Genomic DNA, 23,162 nt, shown 5'->3' on the forward strand with positions numbered 1-23,162 from the left:
ATACGGAACTTCCCTGCTGGGAAAGCACGGCCCTTCCGGAACCGCAAGCCGAGGGCGAAGAAGCCCACCGGGTGCCTGGCCGGCGCTGCACTGACACTTCCCGAAAGATTCCCGTACGTCCGCCTCAGCGCTGCCGTAAGGCAGTTGGGGCGACGAGTACTGTGGGACTCGCTTCCGGTCCTCCCGACGGGAGGCGCGCAGCATCAACACTCGACCGAGCAACTCCGACAGTCTGCCATATGGGGCAGGGGGCTGGCCAATCGGGGCGTAGAGATTACCCCTGGAGTGACGCAGGTCAAACACATGCCCCCAGCGCGCGTCTCGCCCAGCCCCCCTCGGTGTTCACCCCTGTGAATAAGAATCAAGCACACGTCCATTGACGCGTCCACAGCAAGCGCTTACGGTCCCTCACGAGAAGACGGGAAAGCGCTTTCTCCCGCATGGGCACCTGCACGGAACCCTGGATTCCCCGGTCATGGGACGACCCTGGAGGCAGAACGATGCAAGTGAGACCAGTCATGGCATGTGTCGGCCTGGTGGCCGGCACCCTCGTAGCACTCTCCGGCACCCCGGCGCAGGCCGCGAGCGCCACCCAGTACGTGTCACCGACCGGCACCGCGAGCGCGGCCGGCACCCTCTCCGCCCCCACCACCCTCGCCACGGCGATCAGCCGCATCGCGTCCGGCGGCACGATCTATCTGCGCGGCGGGACGTACACCTACTCGTCGACCGTCACCGTCCCCGCGGGCAGCGACGGCACGTCGAGCGCGCGGACCACCCTGACCGCCTACTCCGGCGAGACCCCGGTCCTCAACTTCGCTTCGCAGAGCGAGAGTTCATCGAACCGAGGGCTCCAGCTGAACGCAAACTACTGGCATGTCTACGGCCTCACGGTGTCGCATGCGGGGGACAACGGAATCTACGTCGGAGGCAGCAACAACGTCATCGAGCGCACGGTGACGTCGTACAACCGCGACACGGGTCTGCAACTGGGCCGCATCTCCTCCAGCACGCCGAGTTCGTCCTGGCCCTCGAACAACCTGATCGTGAGCTCGGAGTCGCACGACAACGAGGACTCCGGCGGCGAGAACGCCGACGGCTTCGCGGCGAAGCTCACCACCGGCACCGGGAACGTCTTCCGCTACGACGTCTCCCACAACAACATCGACGACGGCTGGGACCTGTACACCAAGACCGACACCGGCGCCATCGGCCCGGTGACCATCGAGTACTCCCTCTCCTACGGCAACGGCACCCTCACCGACGGCACCCAGAACGCGAACGGCGACCGCAACGGCTACAAGCTCGGCGGCGACGACATCGCCGTCAACCACGTAGTCCGGCACGACATCGCCTACGGCAACGGCCATCACGGGTTCACCTACAACAGCAACCCGGGCACGATGACGATCTCGAACAACGTCGGCATCGACAACGCGGAGCGCAACTTCTCGTTCGACACGGGGACTTCGGTGTTCCGTACGAACACGTCGTGCCGGTTCGCGGTCAGCGGCTCTAACGACAAGACGGTGGGCGACGCGGACAGTTCGAACCAGTTCTGGACGGGGGCGAACGGGGCGCGGTGCGCGTCGTACTCCGGGAGCCTGGGCTGGTCCTTCACCTCGGGCGGCCAACTCGCCGTGACGTTCGGCGGCAAGGTGGTGAGCCCGTAAGGGACGGCCCTTCGACTGACTGCCTGCCTGGACCGGCCGACTTGGTGCTACTCGGCGGCGTACGCCACGAAGTCGGTCCAGGTGGTGGGGGCGAGGGTGAGGCGGGGGCCCTGGGTGTTCTTGGAGTCCCGGATGTGGATGGTGTGGGGGGTGGTGGCTATCTCGACGCAGTCGTTGATATCGCTGCTGTCGCTGTAGCTGCTCTTGAACCAGTGGAGTTCGGGGGTGCTCATAGTGCTCCCAGCGCTCGCTCGATGAAGACCCGTGACTCCCTCGGCGGGAGAGCCTGCGCCCGGATCATGCCATACCGCAGTTCAAGGGTACGGAGCTCCCTGAGGTCAGAGACCGGGCGCCCGTTGAACGCACCAGGGCAACGCCCGATCGCCGTGCCGTCCGCGAACTTCAGCACCTGGACCGGGCCGTGATGCACTCCGGCATGTTCCTCCAAGTCGGTTGGCATGACCTGAAGAGTGACGTTCCGCAACTGCGACACCTCCAGCAGATGTTCGAGCTGCCTGCACAGCACCATCTTCCCACCGAGGGGACGCTCAAGGGTCACCTGCTCCTGGATGAAACTGAGCGTCGGGGCAGGCTCCCGCTCGAAGATCGACTTCCGTGCCATACGTGCGGCGATCCCCCGCTCCACCTCGTCCGGCGAGTACGCGGGCTGCGCCATCTCGAAGAGTGCCCGTGCGTACTCCGGCGTCTGAAGCAACCCCTGGATGTTGTGGTTGCTGTACAGCAGGACCTCAACCGCCCGGTCCTCCAACTCCTTCAGCTCACGCACCTTCTTCGGGTACCGGGCCTTCTCCACGTCCTCCTGGAACGCCCGGAGATGCCCACCCGCGTTCAGGACGTCGTCGGCCCGGTCCAGGAACTCCACCCGAGGGATCCGCACTCCGCGCTCGATCTTGCGGATCATGTCCTCGCCGTACCCCATGACTTGGGCGAAGTCGGCCACCCGCATCCCGGCCTGCTCCCGGCAGAACCTGACGAGTCGCCCCACGGCCTCCACCAACGGCGCGCTCTCGTCGCCGGGTTCGAGGTCCCAGCCGGCCTCGTCCACACCCTCGTTCTCGTTGCTCACGCTTTCGTCATTCATGGCCACCCACCTTCAACGCGCACCCGTACCCGTACGTCGTCGAGACAGCCGAGACAACGCGAGACAACGACGGGACAGGGCGGATACGTACAGGCGTCATCGCACGTCAAGGCAAACACGGTCGGCCACGCTGAGTGACATGAACCAAGAAACCACCGAGCCCGAGGCCCAACTCCCCAGCCCCGCCCGCAACTTCAGCGCACTCCTGCCACCCACACCCCGCGGAGCCCACCAGGCCCGCCTGCTGGCAGTACGACAACTCCGCGACTGGGAACTCCCGTTGGACCCGGCGGAGCACGTCGTGGCCGAGCTGGCGGCCAACGCGGCCACGCACGGCCGCGTACCAGGCCGGGACTTCAGACTCACGCTCTACGTCGTCGGCAGCACCCTGCGCATCGAGGTCACCGACACCTGCGGCGACCGCCTGCCCCGCCCCCAACACCCGGCTGCGGAAGCCGAATCCGGCCGGGGACTCCTCCTCGTCGAGGCGCTCACCGACCGCTGGGGCGTCGCCCGGGGACCGCACCCACGCAAGACGATCTGGGCGGAACTGGACCTCGTACCGGAACCGGAGCACGGATCCTCGTGCTCCGGTGCGAGGGGCGCTCTTTTCCAAGAACCACGACGGTGAAAGAACCCCCACCAAGCCCCACCCCACCCTCCCGGCAGCCAGGCCCGCCGTTCGCCCATCTGGGTGAACATCGTCAACTGGGCTGGATTCCGGGCAGGTTGCGTGATCTACGCTCAGCGCAACACAACCGCAGACCGCAGACATACGACGGCCCTCGCCGGGACGGCAATCCCATGGCGAGGGCCTGACCACCAAGGAAGAATCGAGCTTCCCGATGGATAGGCACGACATTAGCGCGCCCCCGCGCGCCCAGTCCCGGCACACCGCCGACAAACACCCGAACCAGCGGCGCGACGCGCACGGCAGGCCCGGCGGGCTGACTCACGACAACGCCCGCCACACCACCCGCTTCACGGTGATCGGCAACCACCTCGCCCAGCACCCGGAGCTGTCGGCCCTCGCGATCGGCCTCGGCGTCCACATCCAGTCCCTCCCCGCAGGCGCCCGCGTCGACATCAAGACGCTTGCGGCCCGTTTCCCGGAGGGCACGACCCGAATCGCCGCCGCGCTACGGGAGTTGGAGACCCACGGCTACCTGCGTCGCGAACGCCACCGCATCCCCGACGGCCGCATCATCACCCGCACGATCTCCTGCAACCAGCCCGGCGGCAGCCGTAGAGATCACACGGAACCCCACGCGCGGCCCAAAACGGCCAAAGCACCCCGCAAGGCGCTCCCACCCGTGCCGCGCCCGTCCCACCCCTCCCCCGCCCTCCTCCAGACCGCCACCGACCTGCTCGCAGACCTCCGCCGCCACAGCCCCGACCTGCTCCTGTCGGCCTGCGACACGGCCCACCTCGCCCCAGGAGTCGCGGCCTGGCTGGAGCGAGACGTCAGCCCCACCGCCGTACGCCACGCACTGACCACAGACCTGCCACCCGAAGGACTACGACGGCCCGCAGCCCTCCTGGCCCACCGCCTGACAGCCCAACTACCGCCCCCACCACCGTTCCGGGCCCCGGCACCACCACCGCCGGTCCGCCACCCGCTCCAGAACTGCGACGCCTGCGACCGAGCCTTCCGCTCGCCCACCCCAGGACGCTGCCATGACTGCCGAACCGAGCTCCCGGAGGCCGCCTAGCATGAAGGGGACGGTCCAGTACCGAGCCATGAGGGACTTTCTACAGTCCATGGACGACACCCTTCCCGGCAGGTTCGAGATCACCAAAGAAGGGATCGTCCACGACATGGCGGCGGGCATCGGTCCGCACGAGCTGACCACGCTGCGCCTTCGCAAGCGCCTGGAGAAGGTCATGCCGGAGGAGTTGGTCGCTCACACGGGTGCGCCGGATGTGGACGTCGAAGGCGATGTGATGGTGATCGCGTGGGCGGACATGGACGTGCCGGGTTCGTTCGACCCTCGCACTTTGATCGCCGCCATCGAAGTCGTCTCCCGCTCCAACCCGGACAACGACTGGGTCGGCAAGATGCGCGACTATCCCCTGATCGGGATCCCCACCTACGCCGTCTTCGACCCTCGCACCGGCACCAGAGCCGTCCTCACCGACATCCACACCACCCCCGAAGGCCCCCGCTACGCCACCCGCAAGGACTTCGTCTACGGGGAGGACGTCACCATCGCCGAGTGGACCATCTCGACGGAGGGCTTGCCGCGGTATGCGGGGTCTGGCAGCCCAGATTCCTGAGAGGGACAGGAAACCCCCTGGCTAGATCCGCCCCACGAGGGCCATGACGGCCATCCAGCCGACACAGCCCCCGCATGCGATCAGCAGCGGCAGCCACCTCTGGGCGCGCCGGGCCCGGACGACCAACCACACCGCGACCGCAACCACCGCGAGCCCCATGACCGCCGCGATCACCTGAAGACCGCCGGGCGCCTCTCCCTGGCCCTGGCCTGTCGCGGCCCGGCGGAGGACCGCCAGCAGGCCTACGGCGAGCAGCGTCACGAAGATGCAGGTGAGCCCGGTGAACAGGCTCCGAACTCGGTCGTCGACCGCGGCCAGCGCATCTGTGCCGTCGCCGAGGTGGACTCCTTCGTCAGGGTTTGCCCCGTTCCCGCGGTTCATCACGGCGTGCACCCTACCGGGATGGACAGCCCTGCTTCCGTCCCCGATCCGCTGTCGCTCGGCAGCACAACGTCCTCCCCCGTACCCAACCCGTAGCGCCAAGCGATCAGAATCGGCCGCCATCAGCTGGGCGAGGGGACCATCCCGGCGAAGAGGAGCGCCGAGAACACGACGATGCTGGGCGCGAGGACGGAGAACACGCGACGCCGGGCGACGTTCTGCTCGGTCTGCGGCAGGCCCCAGCTGACGAGCAGCAGCGCCAAGGAGGCCAGAAGCCCTACCTGAAGGAGTGTGAAGGCGGTGTCGAAACGCCGGGTGAAGTGCTCTGCCTCCGCGCCGTTGCAGGCGTCGCAGGCCATGGGTGTGAGGCCGCCGATGACGTACGCGAGGAGGGCGGCGGGAAGAGTGACGACCGTTGCGATCAGCGGTCCTACCCATGTACTGCGTACCGAAGTGCCCTGTGTGCTCGACATACGCCCAGCCAACCGGAGGGCGCGGGGCTGCACATGAGCGTTCGTACTCATTCGGGTACCCGCTGCGCTACATCACCTGCACCCCAAGGTCTTGATGGTCGCGGGGAAGTAGGCGCGCATGAACTTCTCGATGTCCTTGCGGTGGGTGTGGTCCATCAGGCCGATTTGGGGGACTTGGACGGTGAGGGTGAAGTAGTCGCCGCCGTCCGTCTTACAGGGAGTGGTCGAGATCGCGCCATCAGTACCGACGATCGTTTTGTAGGCAAAGTCGATACTGCGCGGTTCCGTGACACGCGAAATGGTTCCGGTGTCCAACGCCAGGTACATGAGATCCGTTTTGGTGTCGTCCCATGAGAAGCGAAATTCGAGGACAGGGTCACGCCCCTCCAAAAGCGCACAGGGTGCTGTAATCGCTTTGGAGCGTTCGACTCGGGTGAACTCGTGGAAATCATCCGCGGCATTTACGAGCGGACGGGTGAGGGCTGGATCGACAGGGGTTCCACAAATCGCCTTCGGAATCTCATGCCCTGTGGAACTAGTGCAGGAAAACGCAAGGATGGACAGCAACAACACGACCAGGATCCGGCGAGCGTTCACGTGGCTTTTTCTCCGGACATTCCCGTGGCATGCGCAATCCCGTCACGAGAGGATCTGCTGATCTGGTCTTCGGGGTTGAAGTACGGGCCGCCACCCATCGGATGGGTCTTCTTCCACTCATCCGCAAGGGCCATCAATTGACCGTTCCTCTTGGAGTAGGACCTGACGTTGTCGTCCGCCTGTTTGTCATCCAGTCGCTTCTGCTCATCCTCCAACCACTTGTCCGTCACGTAATCGAACCCCATCTGCACATCATCGCTCCCCACCGGGATGAAACTGATCGCCTTGTCGAAGAGCGGCTTGGTTTCGAATTCTGCGACCTTTGGGTCGCCCGCAGCCTGCACCCGGGCCTCCTCAAGGAAACCGACGGTGCGGCCGGCGCGGGTCAGGGAATCGGGGGAGTTTGCGTGGTCGTTGTGGATGGCTGAGACCATGGACTGGTTCATGCCGCCGTTCAACGTGCCGTACGCGCCCTCGTCCTTGGACACCTGTTTCACGACCTCGAACAGTTGATGCTGGTCCAAGGGCGACTTGGCGATATCCACCTCGCTCATGGCCGCATGCACCGCATCGCCGTGATTGATAAGCACGTTGGCCATCGGCTTCCGCAAGGACGGTGGGAAATCGTCGCCGCTTTCCGACACATACTTCAACGCCGACTTGAACACCGCGTCGTTCAGCGCCCGGTCCCCCACATGGTGCCCGTGCCGATCCGCAGGATCGATCCCCGTGGCCCCTGCCTGCAACGCCGCCGCGAACCCCGCCCGATCGTCCCCGTCCAACCCGGACACATAGCGGCCGCCCTTCGAAACGCCCTCCTCGTTGAGGGTGACGTTCCAGTCGCGGTCCTTCAGGAGGTACTTCATGTGGGCCTCGGAATGGAGATAGCGCGCGGACTCGGCCGGGTCCCGGCTCATGATGCCGAGCATTCCGTCGACGGGGTCGTTGGCGAACCATCCCCCGCTCGCCCCGCTGTACCGACGCTTCACCTGCCAGATACCCGGGTCCCTCTTCTCCGCCGCGATCATGTCGTCCGTGAGGTTCTCGACCATGCCGGGCGCGTATCCGTGGCCCTTCTGCATCAGCGTGACCAGTGACTGATAGCCGACGGCCTTGTCGAGGTGAAGGCCCTGGGCGTCGGTGGCGTAGCGCTCGACGCCCGCGTGGCGCATGTCGGCTCGCCAGCGCCGGTACCACGGCGACTTCGTGTCCCTGGTCGCCGTAGCGAGTGTGTTCGCCAGGCCCGTCTCGATCGTCGAGTAGGTGCCCGCCCCGGCGCCGCCCTGGACGTGGATGCGGTCGTTCAGTTCGTTCGTGAGCTTGATCGTGCCGGTGGGGCCCAGGTCGTCCAGCAGGGTCCGCGAGAACGCCCCGTCCCCGCTGTTGTCGCGGAAGGACCGTTCCAGTTCGGCGAGTTGAGCGTCCGTCAGATCGCCGCCCTTGCTCAGTTTCTCCAGGTACTCCTCCGTCTCCTCGGCCTCGTACCGTTCGATGTCGCCCATCGCCCTGCCGTTGAAGCCCCGGCCGCCGGCCAGCAGTTCCGAGTCGATCACGACCCCCGCCAAGGCGATCCGGACTCCCGTGTCCGCGTCCGTCACATCACGTACCGCCTTGGTGATGCGGTCCTGCCACGACCGCACGGCCTGGGGATCGCCGGGGGTGTCCGGCTGGTCCGCGGCCGGACTCACCACCCCCTGCTCCGAAACCTTCATGCCCGCCCCGATCGCGTCCCACCGCGCCGCCTCCACCAGGCCCCGCAGTTCCACGAACCGGGCGTGCGCGTCCCGCAACAGCGACGCGATGCCCTTGGCCTCCGTCTGCGCGTACCGGAACTCCTTGAGCGTGACGTCGAATCGGGCGTTCGCCGCGTCGGCGCTGAGCCCGGTCCACGTCGTGCCCAGGGAGATGCCGTGTACGTCCCGCCGGTACGCCGTCTCCTGCTTCTCGAACTCGCCCGCCATGCCGTCCCAGCGCTCGGCCGCAGTGGTCAGCGCGGCGAGGTCGGTGGTCATGATCTCGTGATACGTCGGCATGCGCCCAGTTGCCCCAATAGCTCCGCTGACCCGATAACTCCGCTGACCCGATAACTCCGCTGCCCCGACCGCCCGTTGGGCTCAGAACGTGTCCAGCGAGGACTGCTCCCGCAACGTCGACCCCACCGCCAGGTCCGTACTCGTCAGCACCGCGTTCCCACTCCGCAGCGCGTCCTTCTCCGCGCCGAGCCGGTCCATCAGGTTCTTCACCTGGTCCGCCCACGTACCGTGCGCCTTCTTCAGCGCGGCCGACGTGACCCAGCCGTCCCCGTCCCGCGCGGCGAACTCCCGTACAGCGGCGGCGTTCTCCTCGTCCGCCCAGCGCCCGGCCGTACGTGTGTCGGGCTCGATGCGCTCCTCGATCGCCTTCGCCGCCGCCCGTTTCTCACCCGGCGAGGACGCCAGCTTCCTAGGTGCCGAAACACCCAACTCGCTCGGCACACCAGATACATCCGACACACCCAGCACACTCGGCCCGCCCACTGAGACCCCTTCGCTACACCCGCCGACTCTCCAACGGCCCCAGGTACAGCACCGGCAGACCCCCCGTGTCGATCACGAGCCGCTGCAGCACCACCGTCGGGTCCACCATCCAGAACTTCAACCGGTGAACCCCTGCCTTCGTCACGGAGTGTTTCGTCGCCGTCGCGTTGACGTTGTCGGAGGTGTTCCGGGCCCACACCGCGTTCAACAGCCCGTCATCCGCACCGGCGTTGATGTCGACGGTCTCGATCGGCCCGTCGTCGAGCGAGACGCCGTAGCGCAGACCGCCCGTCGGCAACGCAGGGTTACGAGGGGACAGGTACGCCCACACCGTCACCTCACCCCCGGATGCCCCGGAAGGCGCCGACACCAGACTCACCTCGTACTCCAGCCGCGGCGAATCCACCCCACCCGGCGTCTGCCTGGGCAGCGTCACCGGCCACGGCGTCATCCCCGCCCCGTTCCGCCCCGTACGCCCGATGCCGTCGATACGACGCCACCCGCCGACCGCCCGGTCGTAGTGCTCCCCGTCGATCGCCACGTAACCGCCCGCCTCCACGAACCCCCGCAGCCCCCGCCCCGACGGCTTCTCGGCAACACACCCGACCGTCACCGATCCCCCCGCCCCGGTCACCGTCAACTCCCCCTCGACCCGCCCGACCGGCACCTTCGCCCAGTCCACCCCCACCTCCACCCGCACCTGCCGCTCGACCCGCCCCCGCGGCCGGTCCACCACCAGCCACGGCACCGACACCTCGATGCGGTAATCGAAGGCGGTACGACCCCGGTTGAACACCTCGACGAACTGCTGCGGCCGCGTCTGATACGGACTGAACGCGGGAAGTACGGCCGCCGCCCCCGCTACCCCCACCGCACTCCCCGACGCACCTCCCGGCCACCACGCCCCCGACTCCGACTCCTCAGCACCGTCCACCGCGACCCCGAGCCCCGCCGCCCCCGGCACCCCGATCCGCCGCACCGCCGGAAACAACACATCCGGCAACGCCACGTTGTCCCTCTCCGGCTGCTGCCACCCGGCGTTGGGCCCGTACCGCTCCACATCCCCGTAGTCGATGTGCGGTTGCGTCTGGAAGCCACGCCATTTCCCGCCCGCCACCGCCGAGTTGAAGTGGTCGGCCAATGCGAAGTCCGCAGCCAGGCCCGCCTCCGCGGCATCCGCGAGGTCGTTCGTCGCGGCCCGGCCCTGTGCCGCGTAGAGCAGGTTCGTGAACTCGGCCGACCGCAACCCGTACAGATTGGCGGTGGCCTGCACCTCGTAGCCGACGAGTTCGAACCACGCGTCCCGCACCCCGGCCGGCAACCGCCGTCCGATCCGCTCGGCCCGCCGCCCCAGCTCCCGCCACTCCTCCGTGACCCGCTCCAACTCCCGGTGCCCGAAAGCGAACGGCGTCTGCTGATCGTCGTAGACCACCTGTCCGTCGACGAGAGTGATCCGCCGGTTCAGCAACTCCGGTTTGCGGCGGGCCTGCAACTGCCCGTACTCCGCCAGGACTTCAGAAATGGACCGGGCCTCCGCCGCCCCGAAGTTCTGCCGCGCGTACCGCAGTTCCCACTCACCGATCCGTGCCAGATCCCAATCCTCCGGGTTCCAGGCGTAGTTGAGGAAGAACTCGGTCGGCAGCTCGTTCCCCTTCAGGTCGCCCACGTTCGCGACCCACAGCCCGCGGTTCCCGTACGCGTACGCCGCGTGCAGCTGCTCCCACACGTTCCGCAGGTTCGCCGTGTCCACCCACTTGTAGTTACGCCCGGCGCCCACGTAGTCGAAGTGGTAGTACAGCCCGTAGCCGCCGGCCCGCTCGCCGTCCCCTACATCCGGATGCTTACGGACGTTCCCCCAGTTGTCATCCGTCAGTACGACCGTCACGTCGTCCGGCGCCCTCAACCCCCGGTCCCAGTACCGCTGCACCTCCTTGTACAGCGTCCACACCTGCGGGGTCTCCGCCGCCGGCCGGCCCGTCACCTCCTCGATGATCTGCCGCTGGGCCGCGATGATCTCCTGCATCAGCTCGATACCGTCGCCGTCCGGGAGGCTCGTGTCGCCGTTGCCGCGCATGCCGAGCGTGACGACGCCCTCGAAGCCCTGGTCGACCATGCGCTGCACGCCTGCCCGCCAATAGGCGCGTATCGCCGGGGAGTTGAGCCGGTACGACCACTCCCCCGTCCCGCCGTACGGATCATGCCCCGGCGTCACCATCACGCCCGAAGAGTCCCGGACGGCGGCCACGGCATGCCGGTTCCACTCCTCGATGCCCCGCATCATCGGCGCCTCATGCGACGTGCCCATGACAATTCCGTACTCCGCGGCCCGCCGGTGGTTCTCCGGGTCGTCCTCCGCGAAGGCCCGCCCCCACACCGCCGGCCAGAGGTAGTTCCCCTTCAGCCGCAGCAGCACCTCGAAGACCTTGCCGTAGAAGTCCGCGTTGAAGCCGCCCGGATACCCGGCCGCCTTGCCCGGCCCGAAGAACGCCGGCGCCCATGTCCCCAGCGCCGGATTCTCGTCGTTGATGAAGAAGCCGCGGTACTTCACCACCGGCGTCCCCTGCGAGTACCGCCCCGGCAGCACCCACACCTCGTCACAATGCGTCGGCGGTACGTCGTCCCACCAGTGCCAGGGCGAGACCCCGATGCCGTACGACACGTCGTACGCACCGAAGATCGCGCCGCGCGGGTCGCTCCCCGCGACGACGAACGCCCGGTCCACGCCCGGCATCGGGCGCTCGACCACCGTCTGCAGCGAGGTCTCCCACCGGCCCCGCACCCCGGACACGTCCAGTCTCCCGGCGGCCACCAAGCCGTCGATCAGCGCGCTGCGCCCGATCGTGCCGACGAGCACCACCTCACGCGCACGTGCACGCGCGAGCGCGCTCCCGGGGCGTACGCCGGTGACGCGTTCGATGTCGCCCCTCAGGTCCCCTGCCACCCGTACGACTCCGGGGTGATCGTCAGGGTCCACCACGACCGGGGCACCGACGAGAGGGAAGGCCCTCGGCGTACGCGAGAAGGAGATGTACCCACCAGCACCCGCGTCCGCAGACCGCGGGACCCCCGACGACAGCACCGGGACCGCAGCAAGTCCCGTACCCAGAACGGCTCTTCGGCTCACGCGCTCGCCCATGACTCATCCCTCCGAAGCGAATTTGCTCAGCGGCATGACAAATGGTGGGACGAGGTGAAGGAGGGGACAACGGGTCGTACGCGCCGAATAGTTTCGTAACAGCAGCCAGGGAACAGCAAAGGGGCCCGTACGACCGAAGTCGTACGGGCCCCTCTGGAAACTGCTACCAGATCAGATCAGAACTACTTGTTGATCTTGATGACCTGGCCGGCGCCCACCGTGCGGCCACCCTCACGGATGGCGAACTTCAGGCCCTCTTCCATGGCGACGGGCTGGATGAGCGTGACCGTCATCTCAGTGTTGTCGCCCGGCATGACCATCTCGGTGCCCTCGGGGAGGGTCACGACGCCGGTCACGTCCGTGGTGCGGAAGTAGAACTGGGGACGGTAGTTGTTGAAGAACGGCGTGTGACGGCCACCCTCGTCCTTGGACAGGATGTACGCCTGGGCCTCGAACTCCGTGTGCGGGGTGACCGAGCCGGGCTTGATGATGACCTGGCCGCGCTCGACGTCCTCGCGCTTGATGCCACGGAGGAGCAGGCCGACGTTCTCGCCCGCCTGGCCCTCGTCGAGCAGCTTGCGGAACATCTCGATGCCGGTGACCGTGGTGGTGGTCTTCTCCTGCTTGATGCCGATGATGTCAACGGTCTCGTTGACCTTCAGGACACCACGCTCGATACGGCCGGTGACGACCGTACCGCGACCGGTGATCGTGAAGACGTCCTCGACGGGCATGAGGAACGGCTTGTCGACGTCACGCTCGGGGGTCGGGATCGACTCGTCGACGGCGGCCATCAGGTCGAGGACCGTCTGGCCCCACTCCTTGTCGCCCTCAAGAGCCTTGAGCGCCGAGACCTTGACGACCGGCAGGTCGTCGCCCGGGAACTCGTACTCGGAGAGGAGCTCACGGACCTCGAGCTCGACGAGCTCCAGGATCTCCTCGTCGTCCACCATGTCGGCCTTGTTCAGGGCGACGACGATGTACGGAACGCCGACCTGGCGGGCCAGGAGCACGTGCTCCTTGGTCTGCGGCATCGGGCCGTCGGTGGCGGCGACCACGAGGATCGCGCCGTCCATCTGCGCGGCACCCGTGATCATGTTCTTGATGTAGTCCGCGTGACCGGGGCAGTCGACGTGGGCGTAGTGACGCGTCTCGGTCTGGTACTCGACGTGCGCGATCGAGATCGTGATACCGCGCTGGCGCTCCTCAGGAGCCTTGTCGATCTGGTCGAAGGCCGAGGCCTCGTTCAGGTCCGGGTACGCGTCGTGCAGCACCTTGGTAATGGCGGCCGTGAGGGTCGTCTTACCGTGGTCGATGTGACCGATGGTGCCGATGTTGACGTGCGGCTTAGTCCGCTCGAACTTCGCCTTCGCCACTGGGTCCTCCTGTGGAGTGGTTCTGGTACGCCTTACTCATCGGCGCCAGGTGATCTTTGCTGGGATGCCGCCCGCCGGGGTTCTGATCCCGGTTTCCGGGGACGATCTCTCGTCCCGCTGCCGGTCTTCGGACCCCGGCGGTCGGTGTCAAGCCTAAAGCGTGCAAACGGTGTGTGTTACTCGCCCTTGGCCTTCGCGATGATCTCCTCGGCGACGTTCCGGGGAACCTCGGCGTAGGAGTCGAACTGCATCGAGTAGCTTGCGCGACCCGAGGTCTTGCTGCGGAGGTCGCCGACGTAGCCGAACATCTCCGAGAGGGGCACGAGGCCCTTCACGACGCGGGCACCGGCACGCTCCTCCATGGCCTGGATCTGGCCACGGCGGGAGTTGATGTCGCCGATGACCTCACCCATGTAGTCCTCGGGCGTGGTGACCTCGACGGCCATCATCGGCTCAAGGAGCACGGGGGACGCCTTGCGCGCGGCCTCCTTGAAGGCCTGCGATCCGGCGATCTTGAAGGCGAGCTCGGAGGAGTCGACCTCGTGGTAGGCACCGTCGAGAAGCGTGACGCGGACGCCCGTCATCTCGTAGCCGGCCAGGATGCCGAACTGCATGGCCTCCTGCGCACCGGCGTCCACCGACGGGATGTACTCCCGCGGGATACGGCCACCGGTGACCTTGTTCACGAACTCGTACGCCGGGCCGTCCGACTCGGTGATCGGCTCGATCGCGATCTGCACCTTGGCGAACTGACCGGTACCACCGGTCTGCTTCTTGTGGGTGTAGTCCACGCGCTCGACGGCCTTACGGATCGTCTCACGGTACGCGACCTGCGGCTTGCCGACGTTGGCCTCGACCTTGAACTCGCGCTTCATACGGTCGACCAGCACCTCAAGGTGCAGCTCGCCCATACCGCCGAGGATGGTCTGGCCCGTCTCCTCGTCCGAGTGAACGTGGAAGGAGGGGTCCTCCTCCGCGAGACGCTGGATGGCAATACCCAGCTTCTCCTGGTCACCCTTGGACTTGGGCTCGATGGCGACCTGGATGACCGGCGCCGGGAAGTCCATGGACTCCAGGATGACCGGGTTCTTGTCGTCGCACAGCGTCTCACCGGTGGTGGTCTGCTTCAGGCCCATGACGGCGACGATGTCGCCGGCGCCCACCGCCTCGATCTCCTCACGCTTGTTCGCGTGCATGCGGTAGATCTTGCCGATGCGCTCCTTCTTGCCCTTGACGGAGTTCAGCACCGCGGTGCCAGTCTCCAGGCGGCCCGAGTAGACCCGGACGAAGGTGAGCTTGCCCAGGTGCGGGTCGCTCATGATCTTGAACGCGAGCGCGGACAGCGGCTCGTCCACGGACGGCTTGCGCTTGACGACGACCTCGGGGTCCTTGACGTCGTGGCCTTCGATGGCCTCGACGTCCAGGGGGGTCGGCAGGTAGCGCACGACCGCGTCGAGCAGGGGCTGGACGCCCTTGTTCTTGAACGCGGTGCCACAGAACACCGGGGTGACCGTGATGCCGTTGGACTTGCCGGACGCGATGGTGACGCGACGGATCGCGGCGTACAGCTGCTCCTCGGTGGGCTCCTGGCCCTCCAGGAACAGCTCCATGATCTCGTCGTCGTTCTCCGCGACGGCCTCGACGAGCTTGCCGCGGTACTCCTCGGCGGCCTCGGCGTGCGTGGCCGGGATGTCGACGACGTCGTACATCTCGCCCTTGGCGGCCTCGGCGGACCACACGAGCGCCTTCATGCGGACCAGGTCCACAACGCCCTTGAAGTCCATCTCGGCACCGATCGGAAGCTGCATGATCAGCGGTACCGCACCGAGGCGGTCCTTGATCATGTCGACGCAGCGGTGGAACTCCGCGCCGGTCCGGTCGAGCTTGTTGACGAAGCAGATGCGGGGCACGCCGTAACGGTCGGCCTGACGCCACACCGTCTCGGACTGCGGCTCGACACCGGCGACACCGTCGAACACCGTGACGGCGCCGTCGAGGACGCGGAGCGAACGCTCCACCTCGACGGTGAAGTCGACGTGCCCGGGGGTGTCGATGATGTTGATGGTGTAGTCGTCGTCCTCAAGCGGCCAGTGACAGGTGGTGGCAGCAGAGGTGATCGTGATGCCACGCTCCTGCTCCTGCTCCATCCAGTCCATGGTGGCGGCGCCGTCGTGGACTTCACCGATCTTGTAGCTGACGCCGGTGTAGAAGAGGATCCGCTCAGTGGTGGTCGTCTTGCCCGCGTCGATGTGAGCCATGATCCCGATGTTGCGGACCCTGGCCAGGTCAAGTGAAGTGGTAGCCATAAGGCTTCGGTCTTCTCTCGGTCTCGTCGTGGGTAGCGACTACCAGCGGTAGTGCGCGAAGGCCTTGTTGGACTCGGCCATCTTGTGGGTGTCCTCGCGCTTCTTGACGGCCGCACCGAGGCCGTTCGAAGCGTCCAGAAGCTCGTTGAGCAGACGCTCGGTCATGGTCTTCTCGCGACGGGCGCGGGAGTAACCGACCAGCCAGCGCAGCGCGAGCGTGTTGGCGCGACCGGGCTTGACCTCGATCGGAACCTGGTACGTCGCACCGCCGACGCGGCGGGACTTGACCTCAAGCGTGGGCTTGATGTTCTCCAGCGCGCGCTTCAGCGTGATGACCGGGTCGTTGCTGGTCTTCTCGCGCAGGCCCTCCATGGCGCCGTACACGATGCGCTCGGCGGTGGAGCGCTTGCCGTTCAGCAGCACCTTGTTGATCAGGGAGGTGACAAGAGGAGAACCGTAGACCGGGTCGATGATGACCGGGCGCTTCGGGGCGGGGCCCTTACGAGGCATTTTCTACTTCTCCTTCTTGGCGCCGTAGCGGCTGCGGGCCTGCTTGCGGTTCTTGACACCCTGGGTGTCAAGCGAACCGCGGATGATCTTGTAGCGAACACCGGGCAGGTCCTTCACACGACCGCCACGCACGAGCACGATGGAGTGCTCCTGCAGGTTGTGTCCCTCACCCGGAATGTAAGCGGTGACCTCGATCCCGCTGGTCAGACGCACACGCGCGACCTTACGCAGGGCCGAGTTCGGCTTCTTCGGGGTGGTCGTGAACACACGCGTGCAGACGCCGCGACGCTGGGGCGAACCCTCAAGTGCGGGCGTCTTGTTCTTCTCGACCTTGTCCTGCCGGCCCTTCCGGACCAGCTGCTGGATCGTAGGCACTACTTCTCCGGTTTCTGTGTGCCGATGGTGAAGCTAACCTGGAACGTCGCCGACCCACGCGGTCGGGTGTGTCGAATCCCGCAGACTTTCGCCGGTGAGCAAAAGGGGCGCAGATTGCGGTGGCCAGTGTCGGCTCCCCTAGTGCGGTTCAAGGCACGCACGAGAGCCAGGGCACACCCCAGGCACAAGGTATGAGCGTACCTACCTCATTCGCTGCGGTCAAAACAAATGGGTGGCACCCACCGCTCGGCACGGAACATGCCGAAGCCGCACACCCTCCGCGATCTTCGAATCTACGGCTCGGAGTCCTCAGGTGGACGACGCGGCGGCCGTGATCAGCAACAGCAGAAGCAGAGTCCAGCCCGTGATCGCCAGCCACCCGAAGACCAGTCCGGTCAGCGCGAACCCGTCACCGCCCTCGTCGGTCTGCCGTATCTCCGCGCGGGCGGTGTGGCCGAGGATCACCGCGGGGATTCCGGTGAGGCCCAGCGTCGGCACGATCAGCAGACCGCAGACCAGCGAACCGACCGCCTTGCCGTTGGTCGGCGGCAGCGGCGCCGGCAGGAACGTCGGCGGCACCGGCCGGTAGCCCGCCGGCGGCCCCTGGACGACCGTCGACTGCGGACCCTGGGGCAGATCGGCGACCAGCGCCATCAACTCACCCACCGTACGGGCGTCGTAGACCCGCGCGGCCCGCTTCTCCAACTCACCCTCCCGCAGCCGCCCCTCGGCGAAGCCCGCCCGGAGCACGTCGACGGCCCGCTCGCGGTCGGCGGTGGCGGCCAGCATCGACGGACTGCTCTGTCCCTGCCACGGCTGCTGCGATCCCTGCCCCTGCCACGGTGTCGGGTACGACACGGAACACCTCCCCCGGCGCCGGAGACCGAATGCCTCCATCATGCTCCAACGCACCGAAAACGGCACCGGTTCCCCCACAACACCGAAGGACGGCCATTCGGCCACGACGGCCAGTTGTCGCCCGTTTCTCGCCCGCCTCCTTCAAGTACGTTGACTGGTTGCGAAGCCAATGACATCGGCGCAGGTGAACACGGGGGCAGCGGGATGGTCGGGGGCCAGACGCACGCGTGGGACGACGACGGTTTCGACGATCGGGTGCCGTTCCTCGCCCGACTGGAGAAAGAGGACCGGATCGGCCTGCTGGCCATCGGCCGGCCGCTGCGCTATCGGGCGAGGAACGTCATCCTGCGCCAGGACGAACCGTCCGCCCACGTCCTGCTGATCCTGCACGGCTGGACCAAGGTCACAGCGATCGCCGCCAACGGCTACGAGGCCCTCCTCGCCCTGCGCGGGCCGGGTGACATCGTCGGCGAGGGCGCGGCCCTCAGCAGACGCCAGCGCTCGGCGACCGTCACCGCTCTGGAGCCGATCGAGGCCGTGATCATCGAGCAGAGTCGTTTCACCGCCTTCCTCGCCGACCACCCCCGGGTGGCGCTGCATCTGCTCGGCCTCGCCACCGACCGGCAGCGGTCGACCGATCGCCGCAGACTCGAATGGGCGGCTCTCACCGTGCGTGAACGGCTGGCCGTCCTGCTGCTCGAACTCGTCCGTACCCACGGCCACCGCACCGACGAGGGCATAGAGCTCACCATCGGGCTCAGCCAGCAGGAGTTCGCCGGCTCGGTCGGCTCGTCCCGTGAGGCCGTGGCCCGGCTGCTCAGGGAGTTACGCACCCGCAAGGTCGTCACCACCGAGCGCCGTCGCATCGTCGTCCTCCGTCCCGACGTGCTGCGCCGTATCGTCGGTGGGCACCCCACCTGACCGTACGACCGCACAACGTCGGGTGGCTGTCTGTGCACACGGTCACAGTTCCTCCGTGTCATCGGTCCTCTGCCGCGCGTCCCGGACCCGCCATCGTGCTGGGCAACCGTCCGACTCGCGAGAGGCGACCATGACCGACCCCGTGTACCGAACGATCCTTCTCTTCGACATCGAACAGTTCGGCAAACGCGACAACGTGGAGCAGGCATACCTGCGCCGAGTCCTCTACGACGTGGTCGACGCCACACTCCTCGCGGCCGACGTCGACGAGACGTCCCGGCTGCGCGCGGACCGCGGCGACTCCGTGATGGAACTCATCGACACCCGGGTCTCCGTGCCGACACTCACGAAGACCCTCCTGACGGAGACCCCCGCACTCCTGCACAGCAAGAACCGTCTGATCGCCGACAGCACACGGATGCGGCTGCGCATCGTGCTCTCCGCCGGCTACGTCGCCGTCGACGAGCTCGGCGGCTGGGTCGGCCGGGATCTCAACCACGCGGTGCGGCTGCTGAACTCGGATCCGCTGCGCGACGCGCTGACGGACCGCGGCGAGGACTGCGTCCTGTGCACGTCCGACGGCGTCTACGACGGGGTCGTACGCAACGGCCCGCTGGGCGTGCGCCCGGAGGACTTCCACCGGATCACGGTGGAGACGAAGGAAGGTCCGACTGTGGCGTGGGTGCACGGCGCTCCCCGCGCACCGGGCTCCTCCACAGGCGCCTCCACGCTCCCGGACGCGCCCGGCGGACTCCCGCCCGCCCAGCACAACGAGGTCCACGTCGGACGCGACCACTACGGCCCCAGCGGCGGCACGACCCAAGGCGACCTCAACTTCACGTTCGGCCGGCCCGAAGGCGGCGAGCGCACATGAGCCAGGACGAGGCGTCGGCGGGCACCTCGGCACCTGCCGGCGGGACACCCGCGGACGGCGAGCAGAAGAAGCAGGACGAGACGGCCGATGCTCAAGAACAGCAGCGGCAGGAAGCCTGGGCGGCCCGCCGGGCCCTGATCGCGCACGGCCCGGAGTTCGTCACCCCGCTGGCCCGGACCGCCACGGACATCGGCCGCGATCAGTACGGCCCCACTGGTGGCCTGGTCAAGGGGGACGTGAACTACAACTTCAGCCTCCCGTACATACGTTCCGAGCACCTCTCAGGAGAGGTGCTCCCGGACGACGTCGAGGAGCTGGCACAGGTCTTCCACGGCTGTCCGAGCTTCGACGAGGCGCTGACCCGGCTGAAGCGCGGTGAACGGATCGTCGTCCTGTCCGGCGGTCGGGACACCGGTCGACGCTCGGCCGCGCTGATGCTGCTGCGCTGTCTGAAGGCCACGCCCATGCGCATCCTGGATCCGCCCGACTCCCTCTCGGCCCTGCCCGAGCAACTGGACGGAGCAGCCGGCTACGTCCTGCTCAATCTACCCACCAGCCGAAGCCATCCCCTGCGCGAGCCCCATCTGCTGGGGCTGCGCGAACGCCTGGAGCGCACCAAGGGACACCTGGTGATAACGGTCGAGCCGTCGGCGGCCCTGGAGGACGTACCGTACGTCCGCTGGGAGCCGCCGGGGGCCGAGGACATGCTGCGCTCCCATGTGACCCCGCGTACCGGTGCGGAGGTGTGGGCCGGACTGTGTGGGCTGACCCCGGTGAAGGAGTTCCTCGCCCGGCACCAACAGCCGGGCGAGATCGCCAAGTTCGCGGACCAGCTCGTCGCCCTTCACCGCGGGGAGACCGATGAGGAGACGCTCGCCGCCTATGGGAAGGCGGCCGTGGCGGCCCAGGTCTCCGGCTGGCTCACCGACCACGGGCGGCATCTGCGCGAGAAGGCCTTCCTCATCTCGCTCGCCGTCTTCGACAAGGCCCCGTACGCGGTCACCGCCGAATGCGCGGACAGGCTCTACGTGGAGCTCCAGCGCACGGCCAACCCCCGCGAGCCGGCCGCCATCCCGGTCTTCGGCAGCTCACGCGAGGACCGGCTCAGTCTGGCCCGGGCCCGTGGGTACGTCGGCACGGAGGTCACCGAGTGGGGTCCTCTCATCGGCAGGTACTTCGCCGAATTCCGGGAGGCGGACACAGCCCGGGTCCTGCTGGAACAGGTGTGGAACCGCCATCCGTCGGCCCGCCCCGCCCTTGTCGAGTGGATCCAGGACCTCGCCGACGACGGCCGTCCGCTGGTACGGACCCGGGCGGCCTCGGCCACCGCCCTGCTCGCGCAGGCCGACCTCTCCTCGGCCATGGCGCTCCTCATCGAACCGTGGGCGGACGACGACCACTTCGGCTCCTGGCTGACGGCGGCCAACGCGCTGACCATGGCCCAGCTGCTGTCGGTACCCACCGTCCTCAAGATCCTGCACGACTGGTGCACCGAGGACTACGGCGACCTCGAAGGCCGCCGCTGGACCGCCATTCGCGCGTACGGCCTGCTGGGCCCGGTGCACTACGAACGCGCTCTGGAGGCCCTGCTCGATGCCATACACCGGCCGCATCCCCATGACGATCCGGAGGCCGACGAGGACGAGGCCGAGGAGTATGCGAAGGAGGAGGCCCAGCAGTTCGCCGACGCACTCGAACTCCTGCTCCTCGCGGTACGCGATCGCGTGCTGAGCACTCTCGCCGAGCGCCTCGCCGGGGACCGCGCGCTACGAACGCACGCACTACTCGCCTTCCTTCAGGCCTGCAAGCAGTCCGACGAGCGCACCGGCCGCCCGATCGTCCTCGACTGGTACGCGGAGGCCACCGCGGCCGTCGACAACACCGCCGCCCGGCATCTGGTCCTGTTCTGGGAAGCGGCACTGACCGATCGCGCGCGCACGTCCGAGGCCCTGCGCATCCTGCGCGGCTGGGTACTCACGGCCGGCGGCGACCCGAGGTCCGAGGCGGCCCTCGCCTCCCTGCTGCCCGCCCTCGGCGCCCAGCCCACCAACCATCAGCGCATCAGCCATCTGCTGCGCGCGGTCCGCGACGCCACAAAGCCCCCCTCGCCGGTGGCGAAGCGGCTGCTCGCACAGATCCCCGCCCGCTGATTCCCACCCCGGAGAGCCGAAGGACACCGAGGAGGTCGACCATGGAACACTCCGGCCCACAACCCGAGAACCCCGAGCACACCCAGCGTCCCGAGGACGCGAAGCCACTCGAGAACACCGCGCAGGACGAACGGCTCGACTGGTTCCGCCAGCGGCCCGAGCCCCCGGTGCCGGGCCACGACGACGCGGATCCCGTCCTCTTCGTCTGGCAGTTGTCCCGCTTCCGCCTCCGCAGCCACCGCTACACCGGAACCATCCATCACGCGCTGGTCCTCGCCACCCGGAAGGGGTCGTACCGAGCGTTCCTACCTCCTGAACGGCCCACCTCTCTACGGGGCTGCGCCGCCCTGTACGAGGTGGACACGGACACCCACGCCTTCCGGCTGGACGTGCCCCTGCCCAGCCGGGAGGACGCCTTCGAGTTCGAGGCCACCGCCGACATCACCTGGCGCGTCGTGCAGCCCGACCTGTTCGTCGCGAGCCAGGAGCGTGACGTACCCGGCCTGGTCACCCGCCGCCTCCTGCCCGTCCTCCGGGCGGCGAGCCGAAGCCACCCCATCGAGGAGAGCGCCGCCGCCGAGGAGGCCGCGCGCCGCGCGGTGGAGGCCGCCTCGCCCGTCGCCGCGGCCGCGGGCCTGAAGGTCACCTGTTTCGTACGACTGCGGCGCGACGCCTCCGAACGGTCGCATCAGGCCCGCCTGCGGACCGCCCGACACGAGCGGGAGGCCGCTGAGCCCGAACACCAGGCCGCCACGCTCCGCGACCGCTACGAGACGGCACGACTGGCCGAAAGGATCGAGTTCTACGACGCCCAACTGGCCAAGGGAGGAACGGTCGCCCTCGCCCTGCACCTGACCGCACACCCCGAGGACACCCAGGCGGTCCTGGAACACCTCCGCTCCGAGGAGGCGGAACTGGTCAAGAACCAGCTGCACTTGATCGACCAGGTACTGGAGGGCAAAGGGCTGGAGGACTACCAACTCGAAAGGCCCCATCAGCTCATCGCCGAACGCATGGCTGCCATCCTGCACGCGAAGGAGACTCCCCCGGCAGCCGAACCTCCGCCGTCCTACGGCGAGTTGCCGCGCGAGGACAGCCCGGAGTCCGGCACATGACCACGGGGCCGGACGACCGTTGGCCGGTGGCCGGCCCGCAACTGCTCGCCGACCTCCGCAGCGAGATCGCCCGCGCCGACGCCAAGGCTTCGATCCTGGTGGCCATGCTCGGCATCACGACGGGCGTGCTGAGCGCGGTGCTGATCGACCGCCGCTGGAGCCCCGCCCTGCTTCCGGCTCCGGCCGCCCTCCTGTGGTGGGCCGGAGCGGCGCTGCTGGTCACCTCGCTGCTCGCCCTGCTGCTCGCGGTGCTGCCCCGCTACCGCCGGAGCCGCTGGGTTCCAGGCCTGCCGCTCACGTACTTCGGCGACATACGGCGCGCCGTACGCACCGACCGACTCGTCATGGCCCTCGCGGACACGGAACGCGCCCCCGCCCAGGCGTTGTGCACCGCCCTAGCCGAGAACAGCCGCATCACCGTCCGCAAGCACTTCTGGATCCGCACCGGCCTGATCGCCTTCGGCGGCGCGGCACTACTGCTCCCCGGGGCACTGCTCGTGGCCTGAACCGCTCCACCCGTCG

Annotated in this window: 22 protein-coding genes; 9 read left to right on the forward strand and 13 right to left on the reverse strand. The window is 67.7% G+C overall.

What is annotated here, in order from left to right:
* Positions 1-518: 518 nt before the first annotated feature.
* Positions 519-1,673, forward strand: a complete 1,155-nt coding sequence (locus AB0I69_RS33580; protein ID WP_363099503.1) for a right-handed parallel beta-helix repeat-containing protein — start codon at positions 519-521, stop codon at positions 1,671-1,673.
* Positions 1,674-1,720: 47 nt separating this feature from the next.
* Here AB0I69_RS33580 and AB0I69_RS33585 read toward each other — a convergent pair whose 3' ends face one another.
* Together AB0I69_RS33585 and AB0I69_RS33590 are read right to left on the reverse strand one after the other, a co-directional pair.
* Complete coding sequence (locus AB0I69_RS33585) at positions 1,721-1,906, reverse strand: DUF397 domain-containing protein (protein ID WP_363099504.1); 186 nt, start codon at positions 1,904-1,906, stop codon at positions 1,721-1,723.
* Complete coding sequence (locus AB0I69_RS33590; protein WP_363099505.1) at positions 1,903-2,775, reverse strand: helix-turn-helix transcriptional regulator; 873 nt, start codon at positions 2,773-2,775, stop codon at positions 1,903-1,905. Before AB0I69_RS33590 ends, AB0I69_RS33585 begins: the two co-directional genes overlap by 4 nt.
* Before the next feature lie 139 nt (positions 2,776-2,914).
* Here AB0I69_RS33590 and AB0I69_RS33595 point away from each other — a divergent pair, with 139 nt between their 5' ends.
* The 3 genes from AB0I69_RS33595 (at position 2,915) to AB0I69_RS33605 (ending at position 5,052) form a co-directional block, all read left to right on the forward strand.
* Entirely contained in the window at positions 2,915-3,406 is a 492-nt protein-coding gene (locus tag AB0I69_RS33595) for an ATP-binding protein (protein WP_363099506.1), read from the forward strand.
* Between the two features lie 214 nt (positions 3,407-3,620).
* Positions 3,621-4,487 carry a helix-turn-helix domain-containing protein gene (locus AB0I69_RS33600; RefSeq protein ID WP_363099507.1) on the forward strand — a complete coding sequence of 289 codons (867 nt, stop codon included), beginning with the start codon at positions 3,621-3,623 and terminating at the stop codon, positions 4,485-4,487.
* Between the two features lie 49 nt (positions 4,488-4,536).
* Positions 4,537-5,052, forward strand: a complete 516-nt coding sequence (locus AB0I69_RS33605) for a Uma2 family endonuclease (protein WP_363099508.1) — start codon at positions 4,537-4,539, stop codon at positions 5,050-5,052.
* Between the two features lie 21 nt (positions 5,053-5,073).
* On the opposite strand, the gene AB0I69_RS33610 is transcribed toward AB0I69_RS33605, so the two are convergent.
* The 11 genes from AB0I69_RS33610 to AB0I69_RS33660 all read right to left on the reverse strand — a co-directional run bounded on the left by AB0I69_RS33610 (position 5,074) and on the right by AB0I69_RS33660 (position 17,580).
* The gene (locus tag AB0I69_RS33610) at positions 5,074-5,433 is read right to left on the reverse strand and encodes a hypothetical protein (RefSeq protein ID WP_363099509.1); all 360 of its coding nucleotides are present in this window, start codon (positions 5,431-5,433) and stop codon (positions 5,074-5,076) included.
* Positions 5,434-5,555: 122 nt separating this feature from the next.
* The gene (locus AB0I69_RS33615) at positions 5,556-5,906 is read right to left on the reverse strand and encodes a hypothetical protein (protein ID WP_363099510.1); all 351 of its coding nucleotides are present in this window, start codon (positions 5,904-5,906) and stop codon (positions 5,556-5,558) included.
* A 72-nt stretch (positions 5,907-5,978) separates the two neighbouring features.
* The gene (locus AB0I69_RS33620; protein ID WP_363099511.1) at positions 5,979-6,503 is read right to left on the reverse strand and encodes a hypothetical protein; all 525 of its coding nucleotides are present in this window, start codon (positions 6,501-6,503) and stop codon (positions 5,979-5,981) included.
* Positions 6,500-8,515 (reverse strand): hypothetical protein, encoded by a 2,016-nt coding sequence (locus AB0I69_RS33625; RefSeq protein ID WP_363099512.1) that lies wholly within the window; start codon positions 8,513-8,515, stop codon positions 6,500-6,502. The genes AB0I69_RS33620 and AB0I69_RS33625 overlap by 4 nt, the downstream gene beginning before the upstream one ends.
* 102 nt (positions 8,516-8,617) lie before the next feature.
* Positions 8,618-8,995, reverse strand: a complete 378-nt coding sequence (locus AB0I69_RS33630) for a hypothetical protein (protein ID WP_363099513.1) — start codon at positions 8,993-8,995, stop codon at positions 8,618-8,620.
* Between the two features lie 37 nt (positions 8,996-9,032).
* On the reverse strand, positions 9,033-12,155 hold the full coding sequence (locus tag AB0I69_RS33635; RefSeq protein ID WP_363099514.1) for a glycosyl hydrolase 115 family protein: 3,123 nt from the start codon (positions 12,153-12,155) through the stop codon (positions 9,033-9,035).
* A 182-nt stretch (positions 12,156-12,337) separates the two neighbouring features.
* Entirely contained in the window at positions 12,338-13,531 is a 1,194-nt protein-coding gene (tuf, locus tag AB0I69_RS33640) for an elongation factor Tu (RefSeq protein ID WP_317880746.1), read from the reverse strand.
* A 176-nt stretch (positions 13,532-13,707) separates the two neighbouring features.
* Positions 13,708-15,837, reverse strand: a complete 2,130-nt coding sequence (fusA, locus tag AB0I69_RS33645) for an elongation factor G (protein WP_363099515.1) — start codon at positions 15,835-15,837, stop codon at positions 13,708-13,710.
* Between the two features lie 39 nt (positions 15,838-15,876).
* Entirely contained in the window at positions 15,877-16,347 is a 471-nt protein-coding gene (rpsG, locus tag AB0I69_RS33650) for a 30S ribosomal protein S7 (protein ID WP_005481264.1), read from the reverse strand.
* A 3-nt stretch (positions 16,348-16,350) separates the two neighbouring features.
* Positions 16,351-16,722 carry a 30S ribosomal protein S12 gene (gene rpsL, locus AB0I69_RS33655; RefSeq protein WP_003948652.1) on the reverse strand — a complete coding sequence of 124 codons (372 nt, stop codon included), beginning with the start codon at positions 16,720-16,722 and terminating at the stop codon, positions 16,351-16,353.
* Positions 16,723-17,031: 309 nt separating this feature from the next.
* A complete protein-coding gene (locus tag AB0I69_RS33660) occupies positions 17,032-17,580 on the reverse strand; it encodes a DUF1707 and DUF4190 domain-containing protein (protein WP_363099516.1) in 549 nt (182 codons plus the stop codon).
* A gap of 204 nt (positions 17,581-17,784) precedes the next feature.
* Between AB0I69_RS33660 and AB0I69_RS33665 the strand changes: the two genes are divergently transcribed.
* The 5 genes from AB0I69_RS33665 (at position 17,785) to AB0I69_RS33685 (ending at position 23,146) form a co-directional block, all read left to right on the forward strand.
* Complete coding sequence (locus AB0I69_RS33665) at positions 17,785-18,501, forward strand: Crp/Fnr family transcriptional regulator (protein WP_363099517.1); 717 nt, start codon at positions 17,785-17,787, stop codon at positions 18,499-18,501.
* A 130-nt stretch (positions 18,502-18,631) separates the two neighbouring features.
* A complete protein-coding gene (locus AB0I69_RS33670) occupies positions 18,632-19,375 on the forward strand; it encodes a hypothetical protein (RefSeq protein ID WP_363099518.1) in 744 nt (247 codons plus the stop codon).
* On the forward strand, positions 19,372-21,525 hold the full coding sequence (locus AB0I69_RS33675) for a hypothetical protein (RefSeq protein WP_363099519.1): 2,154 nt from the start codon (positions 19,372-19,374) through the stop codon (positions 21,523-21,525). Before AB0I69_RS33670 ends, AB0I69_RS33675 begins: the two co-directional genes overlap by 4 nt.
* Positions 21,526-21,566: 41 nt before the next feature.
* Complete coding sequence (locus AB0I69_RS33680) at positions 21,567-22,640, forward strand: hypothetical protein (RefSeq protein ID WP_363099520.1); 1,074 nt, start codon at positions 21,567-21,569, stop codon at positions 22,638-22,640.
* Entirely contained in the window at positions 22,637-23,146 is a 510-nt protein-coding gene (locus AB0I69_RS33685; protein ID WP_363099521.1) for a Pycsar system effector family protein, read from the forward strand. Before AB0I69_RS33680 ends, AB0I69_RS33685 begins: the two co-directional genes overlap by 4 nt.
* Positions 23,147-23,162 lie beyond the last annotated feature (16 nt).

Origin of the sequence: Streptomyces sp. NPDC050508 (assembly GCF_040655155.1) — a bacterium.
Taxonomy (GTDB): domain Bacteria; phylum Actinomycetota; class Actinomycetes; order Streptomycetales; family Streptomycetaceae; genus Streptomyces.

What these genes read in the sequence shown, in the direction of transcription:
- AB0I69_RS33615 (WP_363099510.1), bottom strand. Translation starts at nt 5,906, where the DNA reads ATGTCGAGCACACAGGGCACTTCGGTACGCAGTACATGGGTAGGACCG.
- AB0I69_RS33670 (WP_363099518.1), top strand. Translation starts at nt 18,632, where the DNA reads ATGACCGACCCCGTGTACCGAACGATCCTTCTCTTCGACATCGAACAG.
- AB0I69_RS33665 (WP_363099517.1), top strand. Translation starts at nt 17,785, where the DNA reads ATGGTCGGGGGCCAGACGCACGCGTGGGACGACGACGGTTTCGACGAT.
- AB0I69_RS33635 (WP_363099514.1), bottom strand. Translation starts at nt 12,155, where the DNA reads ATGGGCGAGCGCGTGAGCCGAAGAGCCGTTCTGGGTACGGGACTTGCT.
- fusA (WP_363099515.1), bottom strand. Translation starts at nt 15,837, where the DNA reads ATGGCTACCACTTCACTTGACCTGGCCAGGGTCCGCAACATCGGGATC.
- rpsG (WP_005481264.1), bottom strand. Translation starts at nt 16,347, where the DNA reads ATGCCTCGTAAGGGCCCCGCCCCGAAGCGCCCGGTCATCATCGACCCG.
- AB0I69_RS33580 (WP_363099503.1), top strand. Translation starts at nt 519, where the DNA reads ATGGCATGTGTCGGCCTGGTGGCCGGCACCCTCGTAGCACTCTCCGGC.
- AB0I69_RS33605 (WP_363099508.1), top strand. Translation starts at nt 4,537, where the DNA reads ATGGACGACACCCTTCCCGGCAGGTTCGAGATCACCAAAGAAGGGATC.
- AB0I69_RS33585 (WP_363099504.1), bottom strand. Translation starts at nt 1,906, where the DNA reads ATGAGCACCCCCGAACTCCACTGGTTCAAGAGCAGCTACAGCGACAGC.
- AB0I69_RS33625 (WP_363099512.1), bottom strand. Translation starts at nt 8,515, where the DNA reads ATGACCACCGACCTCGCCGCGCTGACCACTGCGGCCGAGCGCTGGGAC.
- AB0I69_RS33610 (WP_363099509.1), bottom strand. Translation starts at nt 5,433, where the DNA reads ATGAACCGCGGGAACGGGGCAAACCCTGACGAAGGAGTCCACCTCGGC.
- AB0I69_RS33680 (WP_363099520.1), top strand. Translation starts at nt 21,567, where the DNA reads ATGGAACACTCCGGCCCACAACCCGAGAACCCCGAGCACACCCAGCGT.
- AB0I69_RS33595 (WP_363099506.1), top strand. Translation starts at nt 2,915, where the DNA reads ATGAACCAAGAAACCACCGAGCCCGAGGCCCAACTCCCCAGCCCCGCC.
- AB0I69_RS33590 (WP_363099505.1), bottom strand. Translation starts at nt 2,775, where the DNA reads ATGAATGACGAAAGCGTGAGCAACGAGAACGAGGGTGTGGACGAGGCC.
- AB0I69_RS33675 (WP_363099519.1), top strand. Translation starts at nt 19,372, where the DNA reads ATGAGCCAGGACGAGGCGTCGGCGGGCACCTCGGCACCTGCCGGCGGG.
- AB0I69_RS33685 (WP_363099521.1), top strand. Translation starts at nt 22,637, where the DNA reads ATGACCACGGGGCCGGACGACCGTTGGCCGGTGGCCGGCCCGCAACTG.
- AB0I69_RS33600 (WP_363099507.1), top strand. Translation starts at nt 3,621, where the DNA reads ATGGATAGGCACGACATTAGCGCGCCCCCGCGCGCCCAGTCCCGGCAC.